Genomic DNA, 22,402 nt, shown 5'->3' with positions numbered 1-22,402 from the left:
GGTTTTTAGATGGATAGAAAAACTCGTTTCTGATATTCACAAAATTATCTCGTTTCTAAGCTGTAGGAGTTAAAAAGCGATGGTAACCCTATAGACAGAAGGGTGTTTTTAATAGAAATTCAATAGACAAAATGAATTTTAACCCAATAAACACGAGTTTTTGATATAACAGTTTTATTTTAGATTGTTATTTATTTACTAATGAAATGAGTTTAAAACTTTTAAATACTTTTCTTTTCTTAATATTCTTTGTGGTTTTTTCTGCAAAGCTTTCTTCTCAGGATTTAACAACTAATAAAACAAAAACTGTTTTAGACTTAAATTCAGATAGACAAATACTTAGATTAGAAGCTTTAAAGCAAAAGTTACTGCAAGAAGGAGATACGCTAAAAGCCGTAGATGTTATTGTAGCAGCCTCTAGATTGTATGGAGGAAATGGAAACTATGCAAAGTCGTACGATGGTTTTTGGGAAGCATTGATTTATACAAGTCGATATAAAGATTCACTTCGTTTGGGGAAGATTTACAGAAGTTTGGGAATGATGTATGGAGTGTTTGGTAGAAATGCCGATGCTGAAAAGTACTTTACCTCTTCTTTAAAGGTTTTAAATGCTTTTGGTAAAAAACACGTAAAGGCACAAGAAGGATTAAGCGATGCCTATTATGTGTTTGCCAATTACAACCGAGAGAATGGAAACTATGGATTGGCACAAACCTATTTAGACAGTTGTAAAAACATTCGTATTCGTTTAAATAGAGATATAAATACAGCCACAGTAAATGCTACCCAAGGTTATATACACTTGGGGGCAGGAGATTTAAAAAAGGCCGAAGAGAACTTGTTAGCTGCCGAAAGTATGATAGGAGAGGACAATAAACCTTACCAAGTACTATTGTTTTCTTTCTTGGGAGATTTGTACCTAACCAAAGGAGATTTTAAAAAGAGTGAGCAGTATTACTTAAACTCTTTAAAAGCTTTTGATACTTACAAGTCTCATCAAAATTACATTCCTAACGATTATTACCAACTTTCTAAAATCTATTTAAAAACAAAAAAGTACTCCTTGGCTTATGAGTATTTAGAAAAAGCCAAAGATTTAAACGAGGAACTTTTTGGAGCTAAGGGAACCAATAACAAAAGTGTTATAGAAATTAAGGACGATTATAGAAAAGAGGTACAGAACCAAAAATTTCGCTTAGAGAAAGTAAGAAACCATGAGCTGGAGCAGCAAAAGAAGATTTTGTTTTTACGAAACTCCATACTTTCCATTTCTGTGGTGTTTATAGCAGTAATTGCTTTGGCTATTGTGTGGTATGTAAATAAAAAAAGAAAATCGGAGCATTTGTCTTTTACCAACGAACAGCAGTTAACCAAAGAAAAGAACGATGAGGTGGTGAACTTTAAAAACAAAGAACTGACATCTTCTGCCTTACAGCTAATTCATAAAGACGAGTTGATTAATGAAATTAAGGAGTTAATTGTGGGGGTAGATGCCCAAGACAGAACACCTATAAACACTATTTTAACCAAGATAAAAGTAAATAAAAGTTACGATTGGAATGAGTTTAATGCGCGTTTTAGCATGGTAAATAAGTCTTTTTACAAAACGCTGAGCGAGCAATACCCAAAACTAACTCGTAAAGATCATAGATTGTGTGCATTGATTAAACTGAATTTCTCTAGCAAAGAAATTGCTTTGTTATTGGGGATTTCTAACGAAAGTGTAAACACGTCTCGTTATAGATTGCGTAAAAAAATGAACCTGTCTAAGGAAGAAGATTTGTCTGAGTTGATTATGCGTTTGTCTTAAAACTAGCTAAGAATATAGCTAGATTCCATTTTTTTCCACTTTTTAAAGAACCCAGTTAAACAAAGGGCTGGGACGAACGGGAACGTTCCGGTTGAATAGTTGCAAGGCTGCAACTTGATTGCCGCAACGTTGGGGCAAAAAGATAGCAAGGTTCCGGTTGCCCAATTGCTGCCTTGCGACACGCTTGCCGGAACCTTGCGGTAATTTAAATATAGAGGTGAAAAAATATTTTTAATGGTGTTCTGGCATCCCAATTCTTGAGAGAAAACCATTCTTAAATTCAAGTTTTTTGGTTGTTTTGTATTCAGCATCTTTTTCCGAAGTATCGAAATCTGCTTTTAGAGTTCTTATTCGTTCGGTTTTTAAGCAGCTTGTACAGAGCTTGCCGAAGTATTTAGAAATAACTAACTATGCAGTCTTTCTAATAGATAGCATAGTGTAATACCATCCCTAAGACAAATGGTCGTCTATGGCTTGCACCGAAAAAGGAAAATAGGTTCCTTTTGGTTGTTCTACAGTAGTATTGGTATTGTTGGCTGGGTTAGAGGTAGTGTTTTTCATAAGTTAATTGGGGTCTTGGGGTTTTACCTAAAGATATACAAAAAAGTGTACTTACACAATACTGTTGATAAAATATGAATGGTTTTTTTTGATAATTGTTATTCGTTTTGGTTGGATGTGGTATATTTATGAGGAGAATAAAACGAATAAGGGTAATGCTATGCTTGTTTAGTAATTGTAGATTATTGAAATGAACAAAAAAAGAATTTATAATAGGCTTAAAAACGGAAAAGGGATAGAGACTTTCTACCACACTCTAAATAATAAAAGTTATACAATTCGATTAGATTTTAAAAGAGAATTATTTCAATTGCACACTTTCAATTTCGATGGTAATGATGTATTTGAAGAAAAAAATTATAAAGATGAAAAACTTAGATGGTTTGAAGATTTTCATGGTCTTATTGAGACAATCGAAACAGAGTTTCCTGGACTAACTATTAACATTTAACTTCATGTTATACCATTCTGGTTCTCGAATCTCTTTGAGAACCTATACTGTTTAAAAGCTTATACCACGTAACAACAAAAAAAACTATGAAACTTATTAAAGTTAAAAATAAATCTTGTTCTGAAGATTGGGACAAAATGACTAATGAAGAAAAAGGGAAGTTTTGTAAGAAATGTTCAACCAAGGTAATTGATTTCACAAAGCTCAACAGTTCAGAGATTTTAAATGAATTTAGAAATAATAAAGAAACTCTTTGTGCTAGAATAACAAATTCACAGATTGAAGCTCCTTTGATAACTTATTCATTAAAAGAAATAGGAATTATAACAACAGCTTCAATTATTATGGCAAGTTCTATAAATGATTTACATGCAAATCAACTACAAAGAATAGATAGTCATAATGTTGCGAGTATAATACAAGAGAAAATAACAAATTTTACAGGAACTGTTTATGATACCTTATATAAAAGGAAGATTTATAATGCTAAAGTTGAATTTATTACGTTAAACAAAATTTATTCAACATACACGGATAAAAAGGGTAGGTTTAGTTTGATTATACCTAATGAGATTATAGCAAATAGTAATATTGTTAGGTTTTCTTTTGAGGATATTATTATCCCCGAATATAAATCCATTGAAGATGCAAGCAATGATTCTTGCGCTATCTGTTTTAACCATAATCAGTTTACAGTGTTAAATAAAGAGGATATATCTAAGCCGTTTCTTTTTGAATCTACACCTGATATCTTTTATGTAGGTTCTGCGGATTATTTATTTGATTCAGATTATCTGCCTTTGGTGTTCTTTAAAGGTGAAGAAATTTTATTTACAGATTTTATTAAAAACAAGGATTTGAAAGTTTATAATGAAATACTTTATCTTCCTCCTATATATTCTGAGAAGTTGTTAGGTTATGAAAATAAATATGGAATTTATTTGTGTTTTTAAAAGTATAATACTTTCAATTTAGCTCTCTCTCAAAATATTGAAGATTTACTATTTTAAAGCGTATAGCCTATATTCCCACAAAACTATATGTCGCTCCTATGGAGCTTTTATATGTTGGGGCTTGTTTGGTTAGTAATATATCGCTACGCTGTAGCTTTTGCTGTGAAGTGAATAAAAAAGTATTTAAAATAATCCCGATGACTAAAGAGAGGAGAAGTTAGCTTTGTTAGCTCCGTTAGGAGCGAAATATAAATAGCAATTTATAATGTTGTTAGTGTATAGCTCCATAGGAGCGACAGCTAGCGTTTTGGTTTTGGTAAAAAGAAATATGTCGCTCCTCTGGAGCTTTTATATGTTGAGGCTTGTTTGGTTAGTAATATATCGCTACGCTGTAGCTTTTGCTGTGAAGTGAATAAAAAAGTATTTAAAATAATCCCGATGTCTAGAGAGAGGGAAGTTCGTCTTGTTAGCTCCGTTAGGAGCGAAATATAAATAGCAATTTGTAATGTTGTTAATGTATAGCTCCATAGGAGCGACAGCTAGCGTTTTGGTTTTGGTAAAAAGAAACATGTCGCTCCTCTGGAGCTTTTTTACATGTCGTATGTTGTTGTTAGTAATGTATCGCCACGCTGTGGCTTTTAGAAGTGGCTATTGGTGGGCTAAGAAACAAATAACAAAAACTTCTATTTGAAAATCTTATTAAAGTTTTCTATTTTTAGGGAAGCTAGGCTTTAGAGGTTCTAAAACTGGTCCTTTCCCCCATTATTTTTAACGAATATATATTTTATTATGGAAATAGGAAATCAGGTAGATTCCGATACTTCTTTTACAAAGAAATATAGGCTCATACAGTCGGAGTATAGAGCAAATGTTTTAAAACAACCTTATGGGAAAGGACCTGCCAGAAATTCGGATAACGAGTATGGAAACATGCTTGTAAATGGAGAAGTTACAGGAGCTAATTTTATATCAGAGTCGGCCTTTCGTTTTGCCCAACAAAAAGTGTTAGATAAACAGGTTAATAAGAATTTAACCATAGAAGAATATAGGCTGTTTAATAATATGTTAAGCAGCATGCCTATGTGTTTTAACTTGTTTAGTGATTTAAGAAGTTTGTTGATAGGTAATGAGGAAATAGTATCTAAAGTTATTGCTGCTATGTTTAAAGAGTTAGCATGGATTCATAAGGTTACCTTTATAGATGTAGAGTTTATTCCTGTTCCTATATCAGATTATACAAATGATAAATCTGCGTTTGATGCAATGATATTGGTTGAAGATAGTAAAGGAAAAAAAGGATTAATTAGTGTAGAAACTAAATACACCGACTTGCTTGGGAGTAATTCTTCTTCTAATGTTGAGACTAAGAATCAGTTAATTTCTAATCATAAAATTTTCAGTACTCATCTGGTAAATGAATTAAAAACCAAAGGTTATCAACAGATACATCGTAATTATTTGTTGACTTATACTTATGCAAAAAAGAACAATTTTAAATACTTTGCAAATGTAGTTGTGTCTCCTAAAGAAGATGAACTTTCGTTAAAAGAGATTCAAAAATTACAGTCAGAACTTTTAAAAAAACAAGAATCAATTTTTAAAATCTCTCTAGAGGACATAGTTGATAGGGCGGTTTCTTGTGAGGTAGAAGAAATAACCTCCATCATGGAGAAATTTGAAAGAAGGTATTTTGGGAAAGTTTCTTAAAGAAACATGTCGCTCCTCTGGAGCTTTTTTTACATGTGGTATGTTGTTGTTAGTAATATATCGCCACGCGGTGGCTTGTTCTTAAATACGTTTTTGACGGGGTAATTAAGAATGAATTCGTAGAGGGTAGCACTTTACTACTTCCTTAAAGTTTACTACTTTTAAACAAAACAAGAATAACAAAATGGCTGTTGATACTACAAAAGGAAGTCTTTTTAAAAGAGTGGCTAATATTGGTCTTAAAGAAGGATTCTTAGGAACCGAGAAAAGGTATTTACAGGTTTCTAATATTGCAGCAATATTAGGAGTGTTGTTTAACATCTTGTGGCTATTTATAGCGATCTCTATTTCGGAAACTATCAGTGCGGTGTGGAATGTACTATTAAGCATTTTATTTCTACTAGTATTGGTGTTAAACCATAAAGGAAAACGCGTTGCTGCTTCTGTTTGGTTGGCTGTTTCCGCTTACGCATCAGTACTGGTATTTTTGTATTTGTCAGGATATCATTCGGGCATTACAACGGTTTGTTTCTTAATTATTATCTCTCCTTATATGACTTTCCCACGAAAGGCAAGAGCAATTGCTCATGGGTTTGGTTTATTGGCTTGCGTTACTTTATTAGTTACAGTTGTCTTTCAGTCAGAATTCTATGCGCATAATAAGGGAATGAATACTTATTTGTCACAAATTGTAAATGTAGGGATGACGGCATTTATTTGTCTTGCTTTAATTTGGAGTTTGTCTGTGCTGATTGATAGATCCGAAGATTCATTAATTGCAGAACAAAAAAAATCGGATGATCTTTTACATAATATCCTGCCAGCAAACATTATAAAAGACTTAAAGGAAAGTGGAAAGACCATTCCTAAAAGGCATAAAAACGTATCCATATTATTCACCGATTTTGAAGGTTTTACTGAGTTGGTAACATCTACCTCGGCAATTACTTTGGTGAATGAACTCAATGAAATCTTTGGACGATTTGATGAAATTATGGAGGAAACAGGTATTGAAAAAATAGAAACCATTGGAGATGCCTACATGGCTGCTTGTGGGTTGGAAGATGAAAACACAAATCATGCTGTAAACTGTGTAATAGCTGCAAGAAAGATGCTATCCTACCTTGAGGAAAGGAATCAAAACCATGAGTTACAATGGAAAATGAGAGTCGGAATACATTCAGGAACGGTAGTAGCTGGTGTGGTGGGTAAAAAGAAGTTTGCCTACGACCTTTTTGGGGATACTATCAATACAGCTAGTAGAATAGAATCTGCAGGAGCATCTGGTAAAATAAACATATCGTCATCTACTTTTAAACTTGTAAAACAGAAATTCAGTTGTCTTTCTCGTGGAAAGGTTTTTGCCAAAGGAAAAGGGGACTTGGAAATGTATTTTGTGGAGTAAAAGAACGCTATATTTAAAATTGCAGTGAAATGAAAAAGAGAACAATTTTTGGCTTTACCTTACTTCTGGTTGTTTTGTATTGTTCGATATATCTATATAAACGAATCAATCATGAAATGGTTCGTAATAAATTTGGAAATGAAATTAGGTGTCAGTTGAAACCTAGTGTTGATGGTCCAAGTGTATTTTTGATACAGGCAAGTATTGAAGGTAGTGAATTGTCCAAGGAGCAAAAGAAAATAGAAATGAAAAAGCAAATGGGTGAAATCGTAGCTCATTATGCAGAAATAGAGCAAAAAAATAATTTCAATAGAAAAGTTTTTTGGATTCTAAGAAATATAGAAGAGCTAGGTTGGGATTTAGTTACTAAAACTAATTAATATTAGCTAGGTTTTATGGTGTTTATAACAGACTTTATTCGAATAGATCTACTCGCTACCATAGGAGTATATTCATTATTTTACTTCTTATTACTTCCATTTTTTAGAAAGAACCAACAATTAAAAGCTTTTGATGCCAATGCTATTCAAGTTGTGATTTATGGAGGTGTATTATGGATAGTGCTATTTTCTTTAGAAATGTTTTTTTGGTTGCTAACAAATGAATCTCAGTATTGGTTTGTTATATGGATACAAGGTGTGTTTTGGTTTTTGGCCAGTCAATTACTTAGAATTCAATTTGTACAAAAGTATTTATTCCCTAGGTTTCTAGTGGCTGTTTTGTTACTCGTCAACTTAGAAATCTTTGATATTATAGTCATTCTATTAAGCAAAGGTCGTTTACCTAGCACTTGGATGCGTGCGGATGGTGTTGTTTGGGATGTTTATTTGGGAGAATTCATTCTGGGCTTTTTGTTTAAAATCTGTTTGTTTTTGAGTGTAGTGTTTCTTTATGCTTTTGTGAAGGAGAGGGTTAGAAGTAAGGCGGTTAAGTGATTTAATGTGTTTTCTTGGCTTTATTTTTGAGAGATTGAAAAAAAGTATTCATACTTTTCGTATAAAATTGTTTATTTAAACCCCGTTGCTTGTTATGAAAAAGATTGTCTTTTTTTTAGGTATGCTCACTATACTTATTAGCTGTGCTACAGATTCAAATAGAATTATTACAGTAGATAAACTCCAAGAAATATCTAAAACCACATTGCAGGAGTTCGATTTAGACACTTTAGCTGTAAAGGAAATTACAGGAACACTAGGCACAAAAATAATTTTTAAACGAGAAGACTTTAACATAAAAGACGGACAGCCAATTCAATTAAAGTTAAAAGAACTTTATACGCTAGAAGAGTTAATTCTAAACAATATACAAACCTTAACGGATAATGGAGAGTTGTTAGAAAGCTCTGGAGTTTTATATATATCTTTTGAAAGTGAAGGAAAAGAAGTGATATTAAAGGAAGGACGAGCGTTGGAGGTTGTTATACCGGATTCAAAATTAAAAGATAACCAATTGTTTGCTGCTCGTGTAGATTCCCTAGGACAGTTTAAATGGAATACATTAGAAGAGGCAAAGCCTGTATTAGGTGAACGCACTGAAATTTGGGTAGAGAATAGGGGAACAACTTTGAATCCAATTTTCGTTGAGTCAGAAAGAAAAATAGTAGACACAGTTGGATTTAGTAATGGAGATTACTCGAGAATCATCAGGAAAAAAAGAGTATATGCTCTAGGTCGTTCACCTATTTTTCTAAAAAAGTTAAAATGGATTAATATAGATCGTTTTGTAAGAACAACTGAGAAAAGGTCGTATACTCTAGTAATTATGCAAAATAGTTTTGAGCAGCTTAATTCGTATGTTATTTATGAAAATTTAAACTCTTTTGTGTCTAGTTACCATCTGAATAATCAAGTAACGTTTAAAAATATTCCAGTAATAAAAGGAGAAACCTATGTGATTATTGCAGCTTGCAAAAACGAACAGTTGTATGCTACAAAAGTAAGGCTAGAGGAGAAAGAAAAGCTAAAAGTTGTTTTAGAGAAAATTGAATTGTCTGAATTGAAGGAGTTGTTGAATCTTAAATAAAAAATGCTGTGAAACTTTTAAAAGAAATAGGCTTTGTATTCGTTTTGCTCGTATTAGTAGTTTCTTGTAAAAAGGAAGCCAAAAAACAAGAGAAACTCACAAGAACAATACAGGAAGAATTGGAGGAGATTAAGCCGTTAACTTCAATTAAGTTGATTGATAGCTTGTTGAGTAAACAAAAAGAGATACAACGGTTTATGGTAAACTCAGGAAAGAGCTCGGTAATTAGAGGAAAAAGAGGAACCATTATCTATTTTGAACCTAAAAACTTACGTACAGCTAATGGAGGAAAGATTCCAAGCAATGTAACCGTTACTGTTGAGTTGATAGAATTGCACCAGAAATCAGAATTTATATGGAATAATGCTCCAACGGTATCTAACAATAATTTATTGGTTTCCGGAGGTGCATACTATATAAATATGACCTTAAACGGAGAAAACTTACAACTGAATAAAGCTGGTTTAAAAGTTGAGTTCCCTAAACTATCAAAAAAGGAGATGTTTTTGTTTTTAGGGGAGAGAGATAGCTTGAATCAAATGAACTGGATACCTGTAAAAGAAAAGTTTTTAGTTAAGAGAATTCCTGTGCCAAAGAAACCGATTCGAGCAAAAGAGGAAATAGCAGCAGAAATTGCAACGATTGATTATAACGAATCTGGAAGTATAAAAGAGCAAATAGTAAGGAAACCAAAAAAGGTTAGAAAGGAAGATGTTACAGATATAGAGTATCAAGTTTATTTAAAAGCATTGAATAATTACTATCGAAAATTGAAAGAACGAAAGGAAAAATTAAAAACCTATAATGCCATTAAAATTTTAAATTTCGGCTGGATAAATGTAGATCGGTTTTATAGACCTGAAACTCCAAAACGTACCTTGTTTTTTAAAATTGAAAACGAAATAGCAGAAGCTAAGTTATATGTTGTCTTTAAAAATTTAAATAGTATTGTTTCTAAAACTTATTTTAAGCACACCAAGAAAAATATAGAGTTTACCAGTATTCCTCTTAACGAAGAGATAACCATTGTTGCAATTGCTTTAGAAAATGAGCAACCTTTGTATGTAGAGAAGGGTGTTGATTTTAGTACTGATAGTATTGTAGAACTTGAATTAAAACCTATCACCGAAGTTGAGTTGAAGGAAAGGATTTTGAGATTGAAATAGTAGCATTGCTTTTTATGTAGTGTAAAAAAGGTAAAACATTATTTTGACTTTTTAAGATAAGTATTCTTAATAAGGAGAAAAGTTTTTTGACTTTAAACATTTAGATAAAGAAGGTGTATTTGTTAGTGCTTTTTCTAATAGCACTAACATACACCCATGCTATAAAGAAAAGCTGTAAGGGAGCTCTAAACCATAGATAGCTAAGACCATGTCCGTTGGTGGCACCAGTTTGGTAGTTAATGGTGTGTACGGCAGCATAAATATTAGCAGGTAGTACACAAATCAAAAAGCTTATTAATAGCCATGCGGTTTGTTTAGAATATTTGCCAAGCAAGCCAATTCCAAAGAGAATTTCTAAAACACCAGTCGCATAAATAAGTAGTTCTCTAAAGGGAATAAATTTGGGTAGCATACCAGTCATTCCTTTGGCAAAAGGGAAATGAGCAACTCCTGTAAAGACTAACATAATACACATGGCAATTTTAGCAGCTCTAGATAATGAGTTTGTTTTGTTTTTACGTTTTAAAATAAATAAGGCTGCTAAAAAACTAATTAAAAGAACGAATAAAGGTTTCATTGTATCTGATTTTAAGATTGATTACAAAATTCAGATACTTTTAAAGTGCAAACAATGAATCTGGGTTAAGTAATTCGTTTGCGAATTCTACTTAAGGCTTGTGGTGTAATTCCTATATAAGAGGCAATGTATTTTAAAGGAATGTCGTGGAATAACCTTGGACGTGTTTTTAAAAGTTCCAGATACATTTCTTCGGGGCTTTTGTTTAATAAATCAAGTTCTCTTTTTGCTTTTACAAGAAATATAGCTTCAGCCATTTTTCTTCCTATGGTATTTCCCACAAGCGTGTTTTTATATACTTTTTGTAAATCTGCAAAAGAGATTCTCCAAACGGTAGTTTCTTCCAATGCTTGAATCTCGTATAAAGAGGGACTTTGTGAGATAAAAGAGTCGTACCCTGTTGTAAATTCATTTTCAAATACAAAACTAAAAGTAAGGTCGTTGTCTATTTTAGGGATGTAATATCTAACCATTCCTTTTTCTATAAACGAAATGTATTTTTCTGTATTTCCCTGTGCCAGCAACTTACTTTTTTTAGGAAATACTTCTTTGTGTAAATAGGAGGAGAATAATTCCCAGTCGGCAACAGACATAGGTGCTATTTCATCAAAAAAAAGTTTTAGTCTTTCCATTTCTATTCTTTAAAAGACAAGTTACTAAAAAGGCTGTAAAGGAATTGATTTAGATGTTATACTGGAAATGATCGTAATCATCTATACTAAAGAACTACTTATGCAGTTTTTGTATTTAGTATTTACATTATCCACCAACAGGTTTAATAACTTAGGTATTTGGCCAACCCAGTTTAAAAGTAGGGAACTAAAGGCTAGAAACAAAGTCGAAAATGCACTAATTGGGGGATATTTTTGCTGACGAGTTTTTAACAACTCTTATAAGTGTAATATTGTAGTAAAAGTAAACACAAATAACCTCTTTTAGTTTTATGAAGGTGGGGCTTTAAAGGACCTATTCTTTTTGTATAAAGTTTAAAGAAATAAAAAGAAGAGTTACATGCTATTTCTTTAGCTTATAGGTGATTCCCTCTTGTTTAAAGTTGCTTCCTTTGTAAGATCCTTTAAACTGATAAGAGTTTTCTTTTAAACCGGTTATTTTAACAATAAAAGGAATGCTATCTAATTTAGAGTTAGGATTCAGTTTTCTTAACTCGTATTCAAAATTAGAGGTCCAAGATATTTTAAAAGTATCTACTTGGTTACGGTAGGTTTCTATTTGGTAGTGTGCATCTCTGTAAAAGTAAGAGCTGTCTTTACGTTCTCCCAAATAGGTCTTAAAATATCCTTCTTTAAAAACAGTAACATCCGTTTTACTTCCTGTGTTGCAGGAAATAAAAACGAATGTTACTAGAGTGTAGATAAGACCTTTCATAGAATTAAATTCCAGTATAATTACTTGGAGTAATGGCTTTTAATTCTTGTTTTATAGCCTCAGATACTTCTAAAGTATCTATAAAGTTTGCAATAGTTTGTCCTGTAATTTTTTCATTTACACGAGTCAACCCTTTTAATGCCTCGTAAGGACTTGGGTAAGCTTCTCTACGTAAAATTGTCTGAATTGCTTCTGCAACAACAGCCCAGTTGTTTTCTAAGTCTTTTGCAAAAGCATCGGTGTTAATTAACAACTTGTTTAATCCTTTTAAAGTAGATGCAAAACCAATTAAAGTATGTCCAAAAGGAACTCCAACATTTCTTAAAACGGTAGAATCTGTTAAATCACGTTGCAATCTAGAAACAGGTAGTTTTACCGCTAAATGTTCAAAAATAGCATTTGCAATTCCTAGGTTTCCTTCAGAGTTTTCAAAATCAATAGGGTTTACTTTGTGTGGCATTGCAGAAGAACCTACTTCACCTTTCTTAATTTTTTGCTTAAAGTAATCGTTAGAAACGTAAGTCCAAACGTCTCTATCTAAATCAATTAAGATTGTGTTAATACGTTTAACGGCATCAAAAATAGCAGCCATATGGTCGTAGTGTTCAATCTGAGTTGTAGGGAAAGAGTGGTGTAACCCTAAAATATTTTCTACAAAATCACTTCCAAAAGACTTCCAGTCTATGTTTGGATAAGCAACATGGTGTGCATTAAAGTTTCCTGTAGCACCTCCAAATTTAGCTCCGTGTGGTATTGCTTCTAACAATTTAACTTGTTGCTCTATACGTTCTACAAACACCATAATTTCTTTTCCTAAACGGGTAGGAGAAGCAGGTTGTCCATGGGTACGAGCCAACATAGAAATATCTTTCCATTCTATAGCCAATTCCTTTAACTTGTCTACAACTCCTTGTAAAGAATCGTTGTAAACTTCTGTAAACATATCTTTAATAGATAATGGAATAGCAGTGTTGTTAATATCCTGAGATGTTAAACCAAAGTGAATAAATTCTTTGTATGCTTGTAATTCTAAAGCATCAAACTTTTCTTTAATAAAATATTCAACAGCTTTTACATCGTGATTGGTAACACTCTCAATATCTTTTATCTTTTGAGCATCTTCAGCAGAAAAATCTTCGTAAATTTTTCTTAAAGCATCATATAAAGAAGTATCAAAGTCCTCTAGTTGTGGTAATGGAATTTCACACAATGCAATAAAGTACTCAATTTCTACTTTTACTCTGTATTTAATTAATGCTTCCTCAGAATAATAAGCGGCTAAAGAAGCTACTTTACTTCTATATCTTCCATCAATTGGAGAAATGGCATTTAAACTTGATAAACTCATTTTCTTTTTGTTTAGGATGCAAAAGTACATCAAATTAAGAAAAGTAAAAAGATGTTTTTTATATACCTGTAACTTTGTACTTTTAGCAAACAATCAAAGCTTAAATTCATTTGATTTTAAGTGTCAAATAAAACTAAAATTTCAAAATAGATACTGCATGAAATTACTACAGTTTTTAGTGTTGTTTATCCTTTTTTCAACATCTTCTTCAGCCCAAAAAGAAAACATCAATCAGTTAGATGCGCAAGGAAAACGTGACGGATACTGGGAGAAAAGATATGCCAACGGACGAGTGCGTTACACTGGGGTGTTTGAACACGGAAAAGAAGTAGGGACTTTTTTGTTCTATAAAAACAAAATAGAAAACAACTTTCCTTCTATTAAAAGAGTTTTTACCAAAGGTTCTAACCTATGCGAAACAACTTTTTATGATTTTTACGGGAATTTACAGAGCAAAGGAGCTTTTAAGGGAAAGAAAAGAGAAGGGCTTTGGCAGTTTTTTGGACACAAAAACAAATTAGTTTTAGAGGAGAATTATGTGAATGGAATTTTAAATGGGAAAAAAACAGTCTATCATAAGAATGGAAAAGTTTCCGAAGAAATCCATTATCAGAACGGAATTATAAATGGTGTAAGCACCAGGTGGTCTAACCAAGGAGTTAAGTTGCACGAAATGACTTATGAAAATGGAATTCTACACGGAAGATGTAATTTTTACGAAGCCAATGGTAAGATTAAAGAGTCTGGGCTGTATTATAAAGATTATAAGGTAGGACGATGGGATTATTATATAGATGGGGAGTATATGGGATACAAAGAACCCAATCTTAAAAGAGATAAGCCCTCAGATGATGAAATCATGCGAAGCATAGAAGGTAAGGCAGAAGAGAATGCTCCTAGAAGGTATGCAAAGTTAACCGATGAAGAAATTTTAGCCAATATTAGAGCCAAACAACAGGAAAACGCTACCAAAGGCTACAAAAAGTTAACCAATGCTCAAATACTGGCGAACATACAAGCAAAAAGAAAAGAGGCAATTACCTACGAAAAGTTAACGGATGATGAGATTTTAGCTAATATTAGAGCGAAACAAAAAGAAGAGGATGAAAAATATGCTAAACTTTCTGATGAGGAGATCTTAGAGAATATTCGTTCAAAGAAAAAAGAAGAAAAATCTGCCTATGCTAAATTAACAGACGAGGAAATACTAGCTAATATTAGAGCCAAACAAGTAGTTAATGAAATTGAATATGAAGCCTTGTCAGACGATGAGATTTTAAAGAATATAAAGGAGAAACGTAAAGAAGACACAGGTAAGAAGTTTAGTAAACTTACGGATAAAGAAATCTTAGCAAACATCAGAGCCAAGCAAGTGGTAGATGAAATGGTGTACGATGATCTAACGGATGAAGAAATTTTAGATAATATTAAAGCTAAAAGAGGAGAAGTAGGTACATCTTACAGCAAGTTAAGTGATGAAGAAATTTTGGTAAGTATCAAGTCAAAACAAAAAGTAGAAGCTCAAACAAATAATTATGCTAAAATGTCTGATGATGAAATTCTAGAAAGTATTCAATCTAAAAGACAAGAAATTAAAGAGTATTCTAAGCTAACTGATGATGAAATTCTAGCCAATATAAAATCTAAAGAAAAAGAGCAAGTTGAATATGAAAGAATGACTGATGAAGAGATTCTGGCAAAAATTAAAGAAAAGCGTATAGAAGAAACCAGACCTAAATACGATAAGAGATCGGATGATGATATTTTAAAAAGTCTTTCTTCTAAAATGGATGAGGCTATCAAAGAAAAGAAGTTGGAAGATGCGAAGATTCTAGAGAATATAAAAAAGAAGAACGAGGCTAAGTACAAGAAGAAATCTGCACAAAAGTTAACCAGTGAACAGATTTTAGAAAACATAGAGAAAAAGAAGAAGAAAGTTCCTGTAAAAAAGGAAACACAAAAATTGACCAACGAACAAATTCTAGAGAACATACAGAAAAAAAAGAAGAAGATTCCTGTAAAAAAAGAATCACAAAAACTTACAGACGAACAGATTTTGGAGAATATTGGTAAAAAAAATAAATCAAAGAAATAACATCTTTTAGTTTGGTTAAGACAGCTTTCTACTTGTTTTAAGTTCCTACTTTTTTGTCGTATCTTTGTGCACTTAAATTTTTTGAATATGAAACGTGTAGTCGTTGGTCTTTCTGGAGGAGTAGATAGTAGTGTAGCAGCCTATTTATTACAGCAACAAGGATACGAAGTAATAGGTCTTTTTATGAAGAACTGGCACGACGATTCTGTAACCATTTCTAATGAATGCCCTTGGCTAGAAGATAGTAACGATGCCATGTTAGTGGCAGAGAAATTAGGGATTCCTTTCCAAGTGGTAGACTTAAGCGAAGAATATAAAGAGCGTATTGTTAACTATATGTTTAACGAATACGAACGTGGGAGAACCCCAAACCCAGATGTACTATGTAATAGAGAAATTAAGTTTGATGTGTTTATGAAAATAGCATTGGACTTAGGAGCAGATTATGTAGCTACGGGACATTACTGCCGTAGAGCGGTAGAAACCAATGTCAATGGAGATGAAATTTACCAACTAAAAGCAGGGGTAGATAACAACAAGGATCAATCTTACTTTTTATGCCAGCTGTCTCAAGAGCAGTTGTCTAAAGCGTTGTTTCCTATAGGGGAGTTAACCAAACCAGAGGTAAGAGAAATTGCCAAAGAACTAGATTTAGTAACCGCTGAAAAGAAAGACTCACAAGGGTTGTGTTTTATTGGGAAAGTACGTTTGCCAGAATTCTTACAACAAAAATTACAACCTAAAGAGGGAGTTATTGTACAGGTGGCTAAAGATTATGAGAGCTATCAAAGAGAAATTCCTCAATTTGAGAGCAAAGAGGAAGAGTTGGCTTTTTATGGACAAAAATATACGTATAACTTAGAGAGTGGTAAAACGGTAGCCAAGCACCAAGGAGCTCATTATTTTACCAAAGGTCAACGTAAAGGATTGGCTGTAGGAGGTACCCAAGAGCCTTTGTTTGTTATAGAAACAGATGTAAAAGAAAATATAATTTTTGCAGGAGAAGGAAAGCAACATCCTGGACTGTATAGAAAGGTGTTGTTTGTTGGAAACGATGAATTACATTGGGTACGAGAAGATTTAGCTTTAAAAGAAGGAGCAAGTATGGAAGTAGAAGCTAGAATTCGTTACCGTCAGCCTTTAGAAAAAGCAACTTTACACCAAGTAAATGGTGGTATGTATGTGGAGTTTAAAAATCCACAATCTGCTATTCAAGAAGGGCAATTTGTGGCTTGGTATTTAAACGAAGAATTGTTAGGTTCTGGAGTAATAGCATAAAAAAAATCCAAATGGAAAAGAAATTAATTAGTTCAGGTTCACCTTTAGAAGAAAACATTGGTTATTCAAGAGCGGTGGTACAAGGAAACTGGATTTTTGTTTCTGGTACTACAGGCTACGATTATGCTACTATGACCATTAGTAATGATGTGGTAGCGCAAGCAGAACAGTGTTTTAAGAATATTATAGATGCTTTAACACAAGCAGATGCTACTTTAGAAGATGTGGTAAGAGTTACTTATATTCTGCCCAATGCCGATGATTTTAAAGCTTGTTGGCCAGTTACGAAAAAGTATTTGGGAGCTATAAAGCCTGCTGCTACAATGTTTGCTGCGGGTTTGGCGGATAAGAGCATGAAAATAGAGATTCAGGTAACTGCACTTAAGAAGTAAGGATGCAAAACAATAGAATAACGGAACTTTTTGGAATAGACTATGCTATAATTCAAGGAGGAATGGTGTGGGTAAGTGGACATAAACTAGTGACTGCTGTTAGCAATGCAGGAGGATTAGGTTTGTTAGGTGCCGGTTCTATGTATCCTGATGTGTTTAGAGCACACGTTAAAAAGTGCCAACAAAATACGTCCAAGCCTTTTGGAGTAAACATACCACTAATGTACCCTCAGGTTGATGAATTGATGCAGATTGTAATAGAGGAAGGGGTTAAAATAGTATTTACTTCTGCAGGGAATCCTAAGTTATGGACAGCCAAATTGCAAGCTTTAGGAATAAAAGTAGTACATGTGGTAAGTAGCATAAAGTTTGCTTTAAAGGCACAAGAGGCTGGTGTAGATGCCATTGTAGCCGAAGGATTTGAAGCTGGTGGGCATAACGGAAGAGAAGAAACCACAACGTTTACTTTAATTCCTATGATTAAAGAGCAGATAAATGTGCCATTAATTGCCGCTGGAGGAATTGCAAGTGGAAAAGGGATATTGGCAGCACAAGTACTGGGAGCAGATGGTGTGCAAATTGGAAGTAGATTTGCGGTAACGCAAGAGTCTTCGGCTCATCAGAATTTTAAAAAGTTAATTACCCAGTTGCAAGATGGGGATACGCAGTTAACATTTAAAGAATTAGCTCCTGTTAGAATTATAAAAAATGATTATTACCAAAAGCTGTTAGAGTTGTATCTAACAAATCCTTCTAAAGAGGTATTAAAAAGCTTTTACGATGCTGCTAAATTAAAAACAGGGATTTTTGATGGAGAAGTAGTAAATGGTAAATTAGAAATTGGACAAATTGCCGGGTTGATTCATTCTATTCCTACTACCAAAGTATTGATAGAGGAAATGATTAACGAATACAATTGGGTGAAACAAAACTTATAGAAGATGACAAATAACGATGTTTTTCGTAGACTAAAATATGCTTTTAACTATACTCCAGAGACCTTAATTTCTTTTTTTGGACATGTAGGAGTAACGGTACAAAAGGAACATATATCTAAGTATTTAGAAAAGGATACAGAAGAGAAAGAGAATAACTCGTTAGAAGACGAGCAATTGGCACATTTTTTAAATGGTATGATTATTCACTACCGAGGAAAAAAAGAAGGGGTAACTCCTGTTGCAGAAAAGGAGTTGAATAACAATATAATTTTTAGAAAATTAAGAATAGCTTTAAATTTAAAAGATACAGACATCTTGTCCTTGTTAAATCTAGCTGGATTGAATTTTGGAAAGTCGGAGTTGTCTGCTTTCTTTAGAAAACCAAGCCATCATCATTATAAGAGATGTCAGGATCAGGTGTTAAGAAACTTTTTAAATGGTTTATATAGAAAAAACAACCCTAAATAAGGGTTGTTTTTTTTATGTTTAGTTTCCTGTTGTAAATTCAAAAATTGAGGAAATGGATATGTTTCCTGCAGCATCTTTGGTGTGTACCTTCCAAAAATAATCTGTATTTGCGATTAAAGAAACCGCTAACGTCTCGTTGGTACTAGTATCTTGAGATGTTAAGTTGTTTTTGTTAGTTCCTAAAAAGATTTCATACTCGTCAATGTCGTTGTCATTATCGCTTCCAGACCATGTTAAAGTAACGTCTTTACCAGTAGTGGTTTCATTCATTGTTGGGCTTACCAATGAGGCAGGATAAGGAACGTGGTTTACTGCTCCCTCCGCAGCATTGTAAAAACTCCAAGTAGCACTTTGTGCTGTTAAATCACTTTCTGAAGTTTTAGAAATTACATACCAAGAAAAGTTGGCATTTCTTTTTATATCCAATTGTGCAGAATTGGTAGTAAAGCTTTTTTCAGTTTTAGAATTGTCTCCTAAGTTGGTTACTACTATGGTGTAACTATCTGTTTCGGTAGCTGCAGACCAACTAAAACTAACGGTACTTAAATCAGGATCGCTTAACACGTTTCCTTGGTTACAGCTTTCGTTGTTTGCAGGTGAAATTAATGTAGCTTGTCCAGGTTGTACTTTAGGCTTGCTACTTTTCTTTTTACACGAAAATAACGTAGTAGCTGCTAAAAATAAAATGAATATTTTTTTCATTGGTTGTGATTGTAATTTATCTGAAATAAAATTAATCACAAGATAATCTTTTTTATGCTACGAATGTGTTTAGTTAAGCAACATATAGTTTGTATAAATTAAAATAAAGTGTTTTAAAGTTACGAATTACTCAATATTTGTTGAACTAAGCTTAGTTCTGTCTAGGGATTTTAATTTTGTACAAGCGTTTGCTGCTGTTGTTCAGTTTGTTTTCTCTTAGCCATGGATTCAGGATTTTTAGCTCCTTATAGTTAGAGTTAAAATGAATGGCAAAATCTGCAATATTGCTAATAGCAGTATCAACTTCTACTGTGGTAGATGTAGGAAGTTTGTACAAATCGTTTTTATCGTAAGAGAAACCATAATCGTAAGGTTTAGATAAAATCTCTTTAACAGCTATAATTCTAGGTAAATAACGAGCTGTTTCATCAGGTAAGAGTAGGTCGTAGTAAGAGTTTACTTTTTGTGCTTCCATTCTTCTTCTTAAACCACTCATACCAATATTGTAAGAAGCAGCAGCTTTTGTCCAAGAACCAAATTCTTCTTTTGCTTTTAATAAGTACTGACAAGCAGCTTCTGTAGCTTTCTCTAAATGATAACGTTCGTCTACATTTTTATTTACCTCTAATCCATATTCTTTCCCTGTTCCAGACATCAATTGCCAAAAACCTCTAGCTCCAGCAGGAGATGTAACATTTTGCAAGCCACTTTCTATAACCGCTAAATATTTAAAGTCTTGTGGAATATTGTGTTTTGCTAAAATAGGTTCTATAATAGGGAAGAATTTTTCTGAACGTTTGATTAATAACAGTCCATTAGACTGCCAGTAAGTATTTACCAAAAATTCTCTGTCTATGCGTTCTCTAATATCAATTTTTTCCAAAGGAACTCTTTCTCCAGCAAAAAGTAAGTTTTTGGGAGTTTTAATTGCTTTAATGATATAAGATTCTCCGGTCTTTTTAGTAGATGGAGTGGCTTTTATTAAAAAAGGAATCGCAATGGCTATTGCAATAACAGGTAATACAAAAGAAAGGCGTTTTTTCATGTTCATATAGCTTTCAACATTATAGTAACAAAGCTACAAAAATCACACCAAAACCTTCAGTAAAGACTGATTAATACTACTACTTTTTGTAATAATCATAGCGTGGTCTCCATTTTTTATAGGAATGGGGTCTGAAATGTATTGTATTGGTAGCACAGGGTCTTTACTCCCATGTATATGAATAGGGATGTTAGCATCTGTTTTTTTCCAATTTAAAAAAGTATGAATAGCCCATTTGGTGTACAAAATGTTTCTAATAGGTAGGAATTTTCTATACGTATGTATGGTACGTTTTAATTGCTTAGATCCTATTAAAAAAAGTATTTTCTCTAGCCAATTAACAAGTGTAGGAGGGTAGAGCACATATAGTTTTGTCTTTCTTAAAAATTGATAGAAAGGCCTTAATTCGTTTTGATGTTTTATACTAGAAATAATAATAACATCCGCAGTAATTTTTTTAGCCAGTTCTTGTGCTATAACTCCACCAAAGGAAACTCCAATTAGTATAGGATTCTCTTCCTGAATTATTTGGGAAAATCTACTTACATAGCTATCTAAAGACTCACGCGTGTTTAGAGGCATTAGCCAATCTGTAAGATGCGTTTCGTAACGATCTTTAGGCAAATGAATACGCTCAAAAATAGTAGCGCTGGCAGACATACCCGGAATAAAATAAACGTGTCGTTTCACAATGAGTTTTACAAAAGTTCACTCAAATTTACAGTATTTTCAACTGGGTTGTTTACCCAATTAAAACGAACCATTCCATCTTCGTCAATTTCAGTCAAAGTAACTGTGTGTAATTCATTCACTAAGCCAGGATTCCAAGGAGTTTTTACTTTTACATAGTTTTCTGTAAATCCGTGTATGTAACCGTCTTTGTTTTCGCTTTCAAACAATACGGTTAAGGTATTTCCTAATTGACTTTCATAAAAAGCTCTACGTTTTTTAACAGACAACCCGCGTAGCATTTTACTACGTTTTGCTCGTACATTTTTAGCTACCACCCCTTCCATATCAACAGCTTCTGTGTTGTCTCGTTCAGAGTAAGTAAAAACATGTAAGTAAGAAATATCTAACTCGGTTAAGAAGTTGTAAGTTTCTAAGAATAATTCATCCGTTTCTCCAGGAAAACCAACAATAACATCTACACCTATACAAGCGTTAGGCATTACTTCTTTAATCTTAGTTACCCTGTTTACGTATAAATTACTTAGGTAACGACGTTTCATCTTTTTTAAGATTTCATCGCTACCGCTTTGTAAAGGAATATGAAAGTGAGGTACAAAACTAGCAGAAGTACTTACAAAATCGATAGTTTCGTCTTTTAGTAAGTTGGGTTCAATAGAAGAAATTCGTAAACGATGAATTCCATCTACTTTATCCAATGCTTTTACCAACTCATAAAAAGTGTGTTCGTGTTTTTTATTACCAAATTCACCTTTTCCGTAATCTCCAATGTTTACACCTGTAAGTACAATTTCCTTAATTCCTTTTTCAGAAATTTCTTTGGCATTTTGCAATACGTTTTCTAACGTATCACTTCTAGAAATACCACGAGCTAAAGGAATGGTACAGTAAGTACATTTATAATCACATCCATCCTGAACTTTTAAGAATGCCCTAGTTCTGTCTCCAATAGAATAAGAACCTACATAAAAATCGGCATCTTCAATTTCGCAAGAATGTACTTCACCCAAATCATTTTTAGAAAGATCATTAATATAATCTGTCACCTTGAATTTTTCCGTAGCACCCAATACCAAGTCTACACCATCTACAGCAGCTAATTCTTCTGGTTTTAATTGGGCATAACAACCAACTGCAATTAGAAATGCATTGTCATTTTGTTTCAAAGCACTTTTTACAATCGTTTTAAAACGTTTGTCTGCATTGTCTGTAACAGAACAGGTGTTAATTACATAAATATCAGCATGTTCTTCAAAGTCTACACGTGTAAAACCTTCGTCTTGAAAGTTACGAGCAATGGTAGAAGTTTCAGAAAAATTTAATTTACATCCTAAGGTGTAAAAAGCGACTTTTTTTTGCGTGCTCATTCTTGTAAATTTACAGGGGCACAAATATACGTTTTTTTAA

At 33.0% G+C, this 22,402-nt stretch carries 22 protein-coding genes; 14 read left to right on the top strand and 8 right to left on the bottom strand.

Translation table 11 applies throughout. The features are described from left to right. Positions 1–206: 206 nt before the first annotated feature. The 9 genes from ACXHHC_RS03335 (at position 207) to ACXHHC_RS03295 (ending at position 10,076) form a co-directional block, all read left to right on the top strand. A complete protein-coding gene (locus ACXHHC_RS03335; RefSeq protein WP_458228235.1) occupies positions 207–1,811 on the top strand; it encodes a hypothetical protein in 1,605 nt (534 codons plus the stop codon). A gap of 751 nt (positions 1,812–2,562) precedes the next feature. Beyond that, the gene (locus ACXHHC_RS03330) at positions 2,563–2,823 is read left to right on the top strand and encodes a hypothetical protein (RefSeq protein WP_458228234.1); all 261 of its coding nucleotides are present in this window, start codon (positions 2,563–2,565) and stop codon (positions 2,821–2,823) included. A gap of 86 nt (positions 2,824–2,909) precedes the next feature. Then, positions 2,910–3,776, top strand: coding sequence for a hypothetical protein (locus ACXHHC_RS03325; RefSeq protein WP_458228233.1), 867 nt, complete (start codon positions 2,910–2,912; stop codon positions 3,774–3,776). A 789-nt stretch (positions 3,777–4,565) separates the two neighbouring features. Further along, positions 4,566–5,483 carry a PGN_0703 family putative restriction endonuclease gene (locus ACXHHC_RS03320; protein ID WP_458228232.1) on the top strand — a complete coding sequence of 306 codons (918 nt, stop codon included), beginning with the start codon at positions 4,566–4,568 and terminating at the stop codon, positions 5,481–5,483. 184 nt (positions 5,484–5,667) lie between these two features. Beyond that, positions 5,668–6,888, top strand: coding sequence for an adenylate/guanylate cyclase domain-containing protein (locus ACXHHC_RS03315; protein ID WP_458228231.1), 1,221 nt, complete (start codon positions 5,668–5,670; stop codon positions 6,886–6,888). A 29-nt stretch (positions 6,889–6,917) separates the two neighbouring features. Then, positions 6,918–7,268: a hypothetical protein gene (locus ACXHHC_RS03310; protein ID WP_458228230.1), complete on the top strand. Its 351-nt coding sequence runs from the start codon at positions 6,918–6,920 to the stop codon at positions 7,266–7,268. Positions 7,269–7,283: 15 nt separating this feature from the next. Further along, complete coding sequence (locus ACXHHC_RS03305; RefSeq protein ID WP_458228229.1) at positions 7,284–7,823, top strand: hypothetical protein; 540 nt, start codon at positions 7,284–7,286, stop codon at positions 7,821–7,823. A 94-nt stretch (positions 7,824–7,917) separates the two neighbouring features. Continuing rightward, positions 7,918–8,910, top strand: coding sequence for a hypothetical protein (locus ACXHHC_RS03300; RefSeq protein WP_458228228.1), 993 nt, complete (start codon positions 7,918–7,920; stop codon positions 8,908–8,910). An 8-nt stretch (positions 8,911–8,918) separates the two neighbouring features. Then, positions 8,919–10,076: a hypothetical protein gene (locus ACXHHC_RS03295; RefSeq protein ID WP_458228227.1), complete on the top strand. Its 1,158-nt coding sequence runs from the start codon at positions 8,919–8,921 to the stop codon at positions 10,074–10,076. A gap of 100 nt (positions 10,077–10,176) precedes the next feature. Here ACXHHC_RS03295 and ACXHHC_RS03290 read toward each other — a convergent pair whose 3' ends face one another. From ACXHHC_RS03290 to purB, 4 genes are all read right to left on the bottom strand, one after another. Continuing rightward, positions 10,177–10,653, bottom strand: a complete 477-nt coding sequence (locus tag ACXHHC_RS03290; protein WP_458228226.1) for a DoxX family protein — start codon at positions 10,651–10,653, stop codon at positions 10,177–10,179. A gap of 65 nt (positions 10,654–10,718) precedes the next feature. Beyond that, positions 10,719–11,285: a Crp/Fnr family transcriptional regulator gene (locus ACXHHC_RS03285; protein ID WP_458228225.1), complete on the bottom strand. Its 567-nt coding sequence runs from the start codon at positions 11,283–11,285 to the stop codon at positions 10,719–10,721. Between the two features lie 382 nt (positions 11,286–11,667). Next, positions 11,668–12,039, bottom strand: coding sequence for a hypothetical protein (locus tag ACXHHC_RS03280; RefSeq protein ID WP_458228224.1), 372 nt, complete (start codon positions 12,037–12,039; stop codon positions 11,668–11,670). 4 nt (positions 12,040–12,043) lie between these two features. Beyond that, a complete protein-coding gene (purB, locus tag ACXHHC_RS03275) occupies positions 12,044–13,387 on the bottom strand; it encodes an adenylosuccinate lyase (protein ID WP_458228223.1) in 1,344 nt (447 codons plus the stop codon). A 157-nt stretch (positions 13,388–13,544) separates the two neighbouring features. Here purB and ACXHHC_RS03270 point away from each other — a divergent pair, with 157 nt between their 5' ends. The 5 genes from ACXHHC_RS03270 (at position 13,545) to ACXHHC_RS03250 (ending at position 18,558) form a co-directional block, all read left to right on the top strand. Beyond that, positions 13,545–15,482, top strand: a complete 1,938-nt coding sequence (locus ACXHHC_RS03270) for a hypothetical protein (RefSeq protein ID WP_458228222.1) — start codon at positions 13,545–13,547, stop codon at positions 15,480–15,482. A gap of 87 nt (positions 15,483–15,569) precedes the next feature. Then, a complete protein-coding gene (gene mnmA / locus ACXHHC_RS03265; RefSeq protein WP_458228221.1) occupies positions 15,570–16,760 on the top strand; it encodes a tRNA 2-thiouridine(34) synthase MnmA in 1,191 nt (396 codons plus the stop codon). An 11-nt stretch (positions 16,761–16,771) separates the two neighbouring features. Then, on the top strand, positions 16,772–17,152 hold the full coding sequence (locus ACXHHC_RS03260) for a RidA family protein (RefSeq protein ID WP_458228220.1): 381 nt from the start codon (positions 16,772–16,774) through the stop codon (positions 17,150–17,152). A 2-nt stretch (positions 17,153–17,154) separates the two neighbouring features. After that, positions 17,155–18,090 (top strand): NAD(P)H-dependent flavin oxidoreductase, encoded by a 936-nt coding sequence (locus ACXHHC_RS03255; RefSeq protein ID WP_458228219.1) that lies wholly within the window; start codon positions 17,155–17,157, stop codon positions 18,088–18,090. A gap of 3 nt (positions 18,091–18,093) precedes the next feature. After that, positions 18,094–18,558: a DUF1456 family protein gene (locus tag ACXHHC_RS03250; RefSeq protein ID WP_458228218.1), complete on the top strand. Its 465-nt coding sequence runs from the start codon at positions 18,094–18,096 to the stop codon at positions 18,556–18,558. A gap of 18 nt (positions 18,559–18,576) precedes the next feature. On the opposite strand, the gene ACXHHC_RS03245 is transcribed toward ACXHHC_RS03250, so the two are convergent. From ACXHHC_RS03245 to mtaB, 4 genes are all read right to left on the bottom strand, one after another. Then, on the bottom strand, positions 18,577–19,260 hold the full coding sequence (locus ACXHHC_RS03245) for a hypothetical protein (protein ID WP_458228217.1): 684 nt from the start codon (positions 19,258–19,260) through the stop codon (positions 18,577–18,579). A gap of 151 nt (positions 19,261–19,411) precedes the next feature. Then, on the bottom strand, positions 19,412–20,311 hold the full coding sequence (locus ACXHHC_RS03240) for a lytic transglycosylase domain-containing protein (protein WP_458228216.1): 900 nt from the start codon (positions 20,309–20,311) through the stop codon (positions 19,412–19,414). A 36-nt stretch (positions 20,312–20,347) separates the two neighbouring features. Further along, positions 20,348–20,995: an alpha/beta hydrolase gene (locus ACXHHC_RS03235; protein WP_458228215.1), complete on the bottom strand. Its 648-nt coding sequence runs from the start codon at positions 20,993–20,995 to the stop codon at positions 20,348–20,350. A gap of 8 nt (positions 20,996–21,003) precedes the next feature. Further along, a complete protein-coding gene (gene mtaB / locus ACXHHC_RS03230; RefSeq protein WP_458228214.1) occupies positions 21,004–22,362 on the bottom strand; it encodes a tRNA (N(6)-L-threonylcarbamoyladenosine(37)-C(2))-methylthiotransferase MtaB in 1,359 nt (452 codons plus the stop codon). Positions 22,363–22,402 lie beyond the last annotated feature (40 nt).

This window comes from Wenyingzhuangia sp. IMCC45574, from assembly GCF_054182685.1.
The sequence above is the reverse complement of the archived record's forward strand: the minus strand, read 5'-3'. Positions and strand labels throughout refer to the sequence as shown.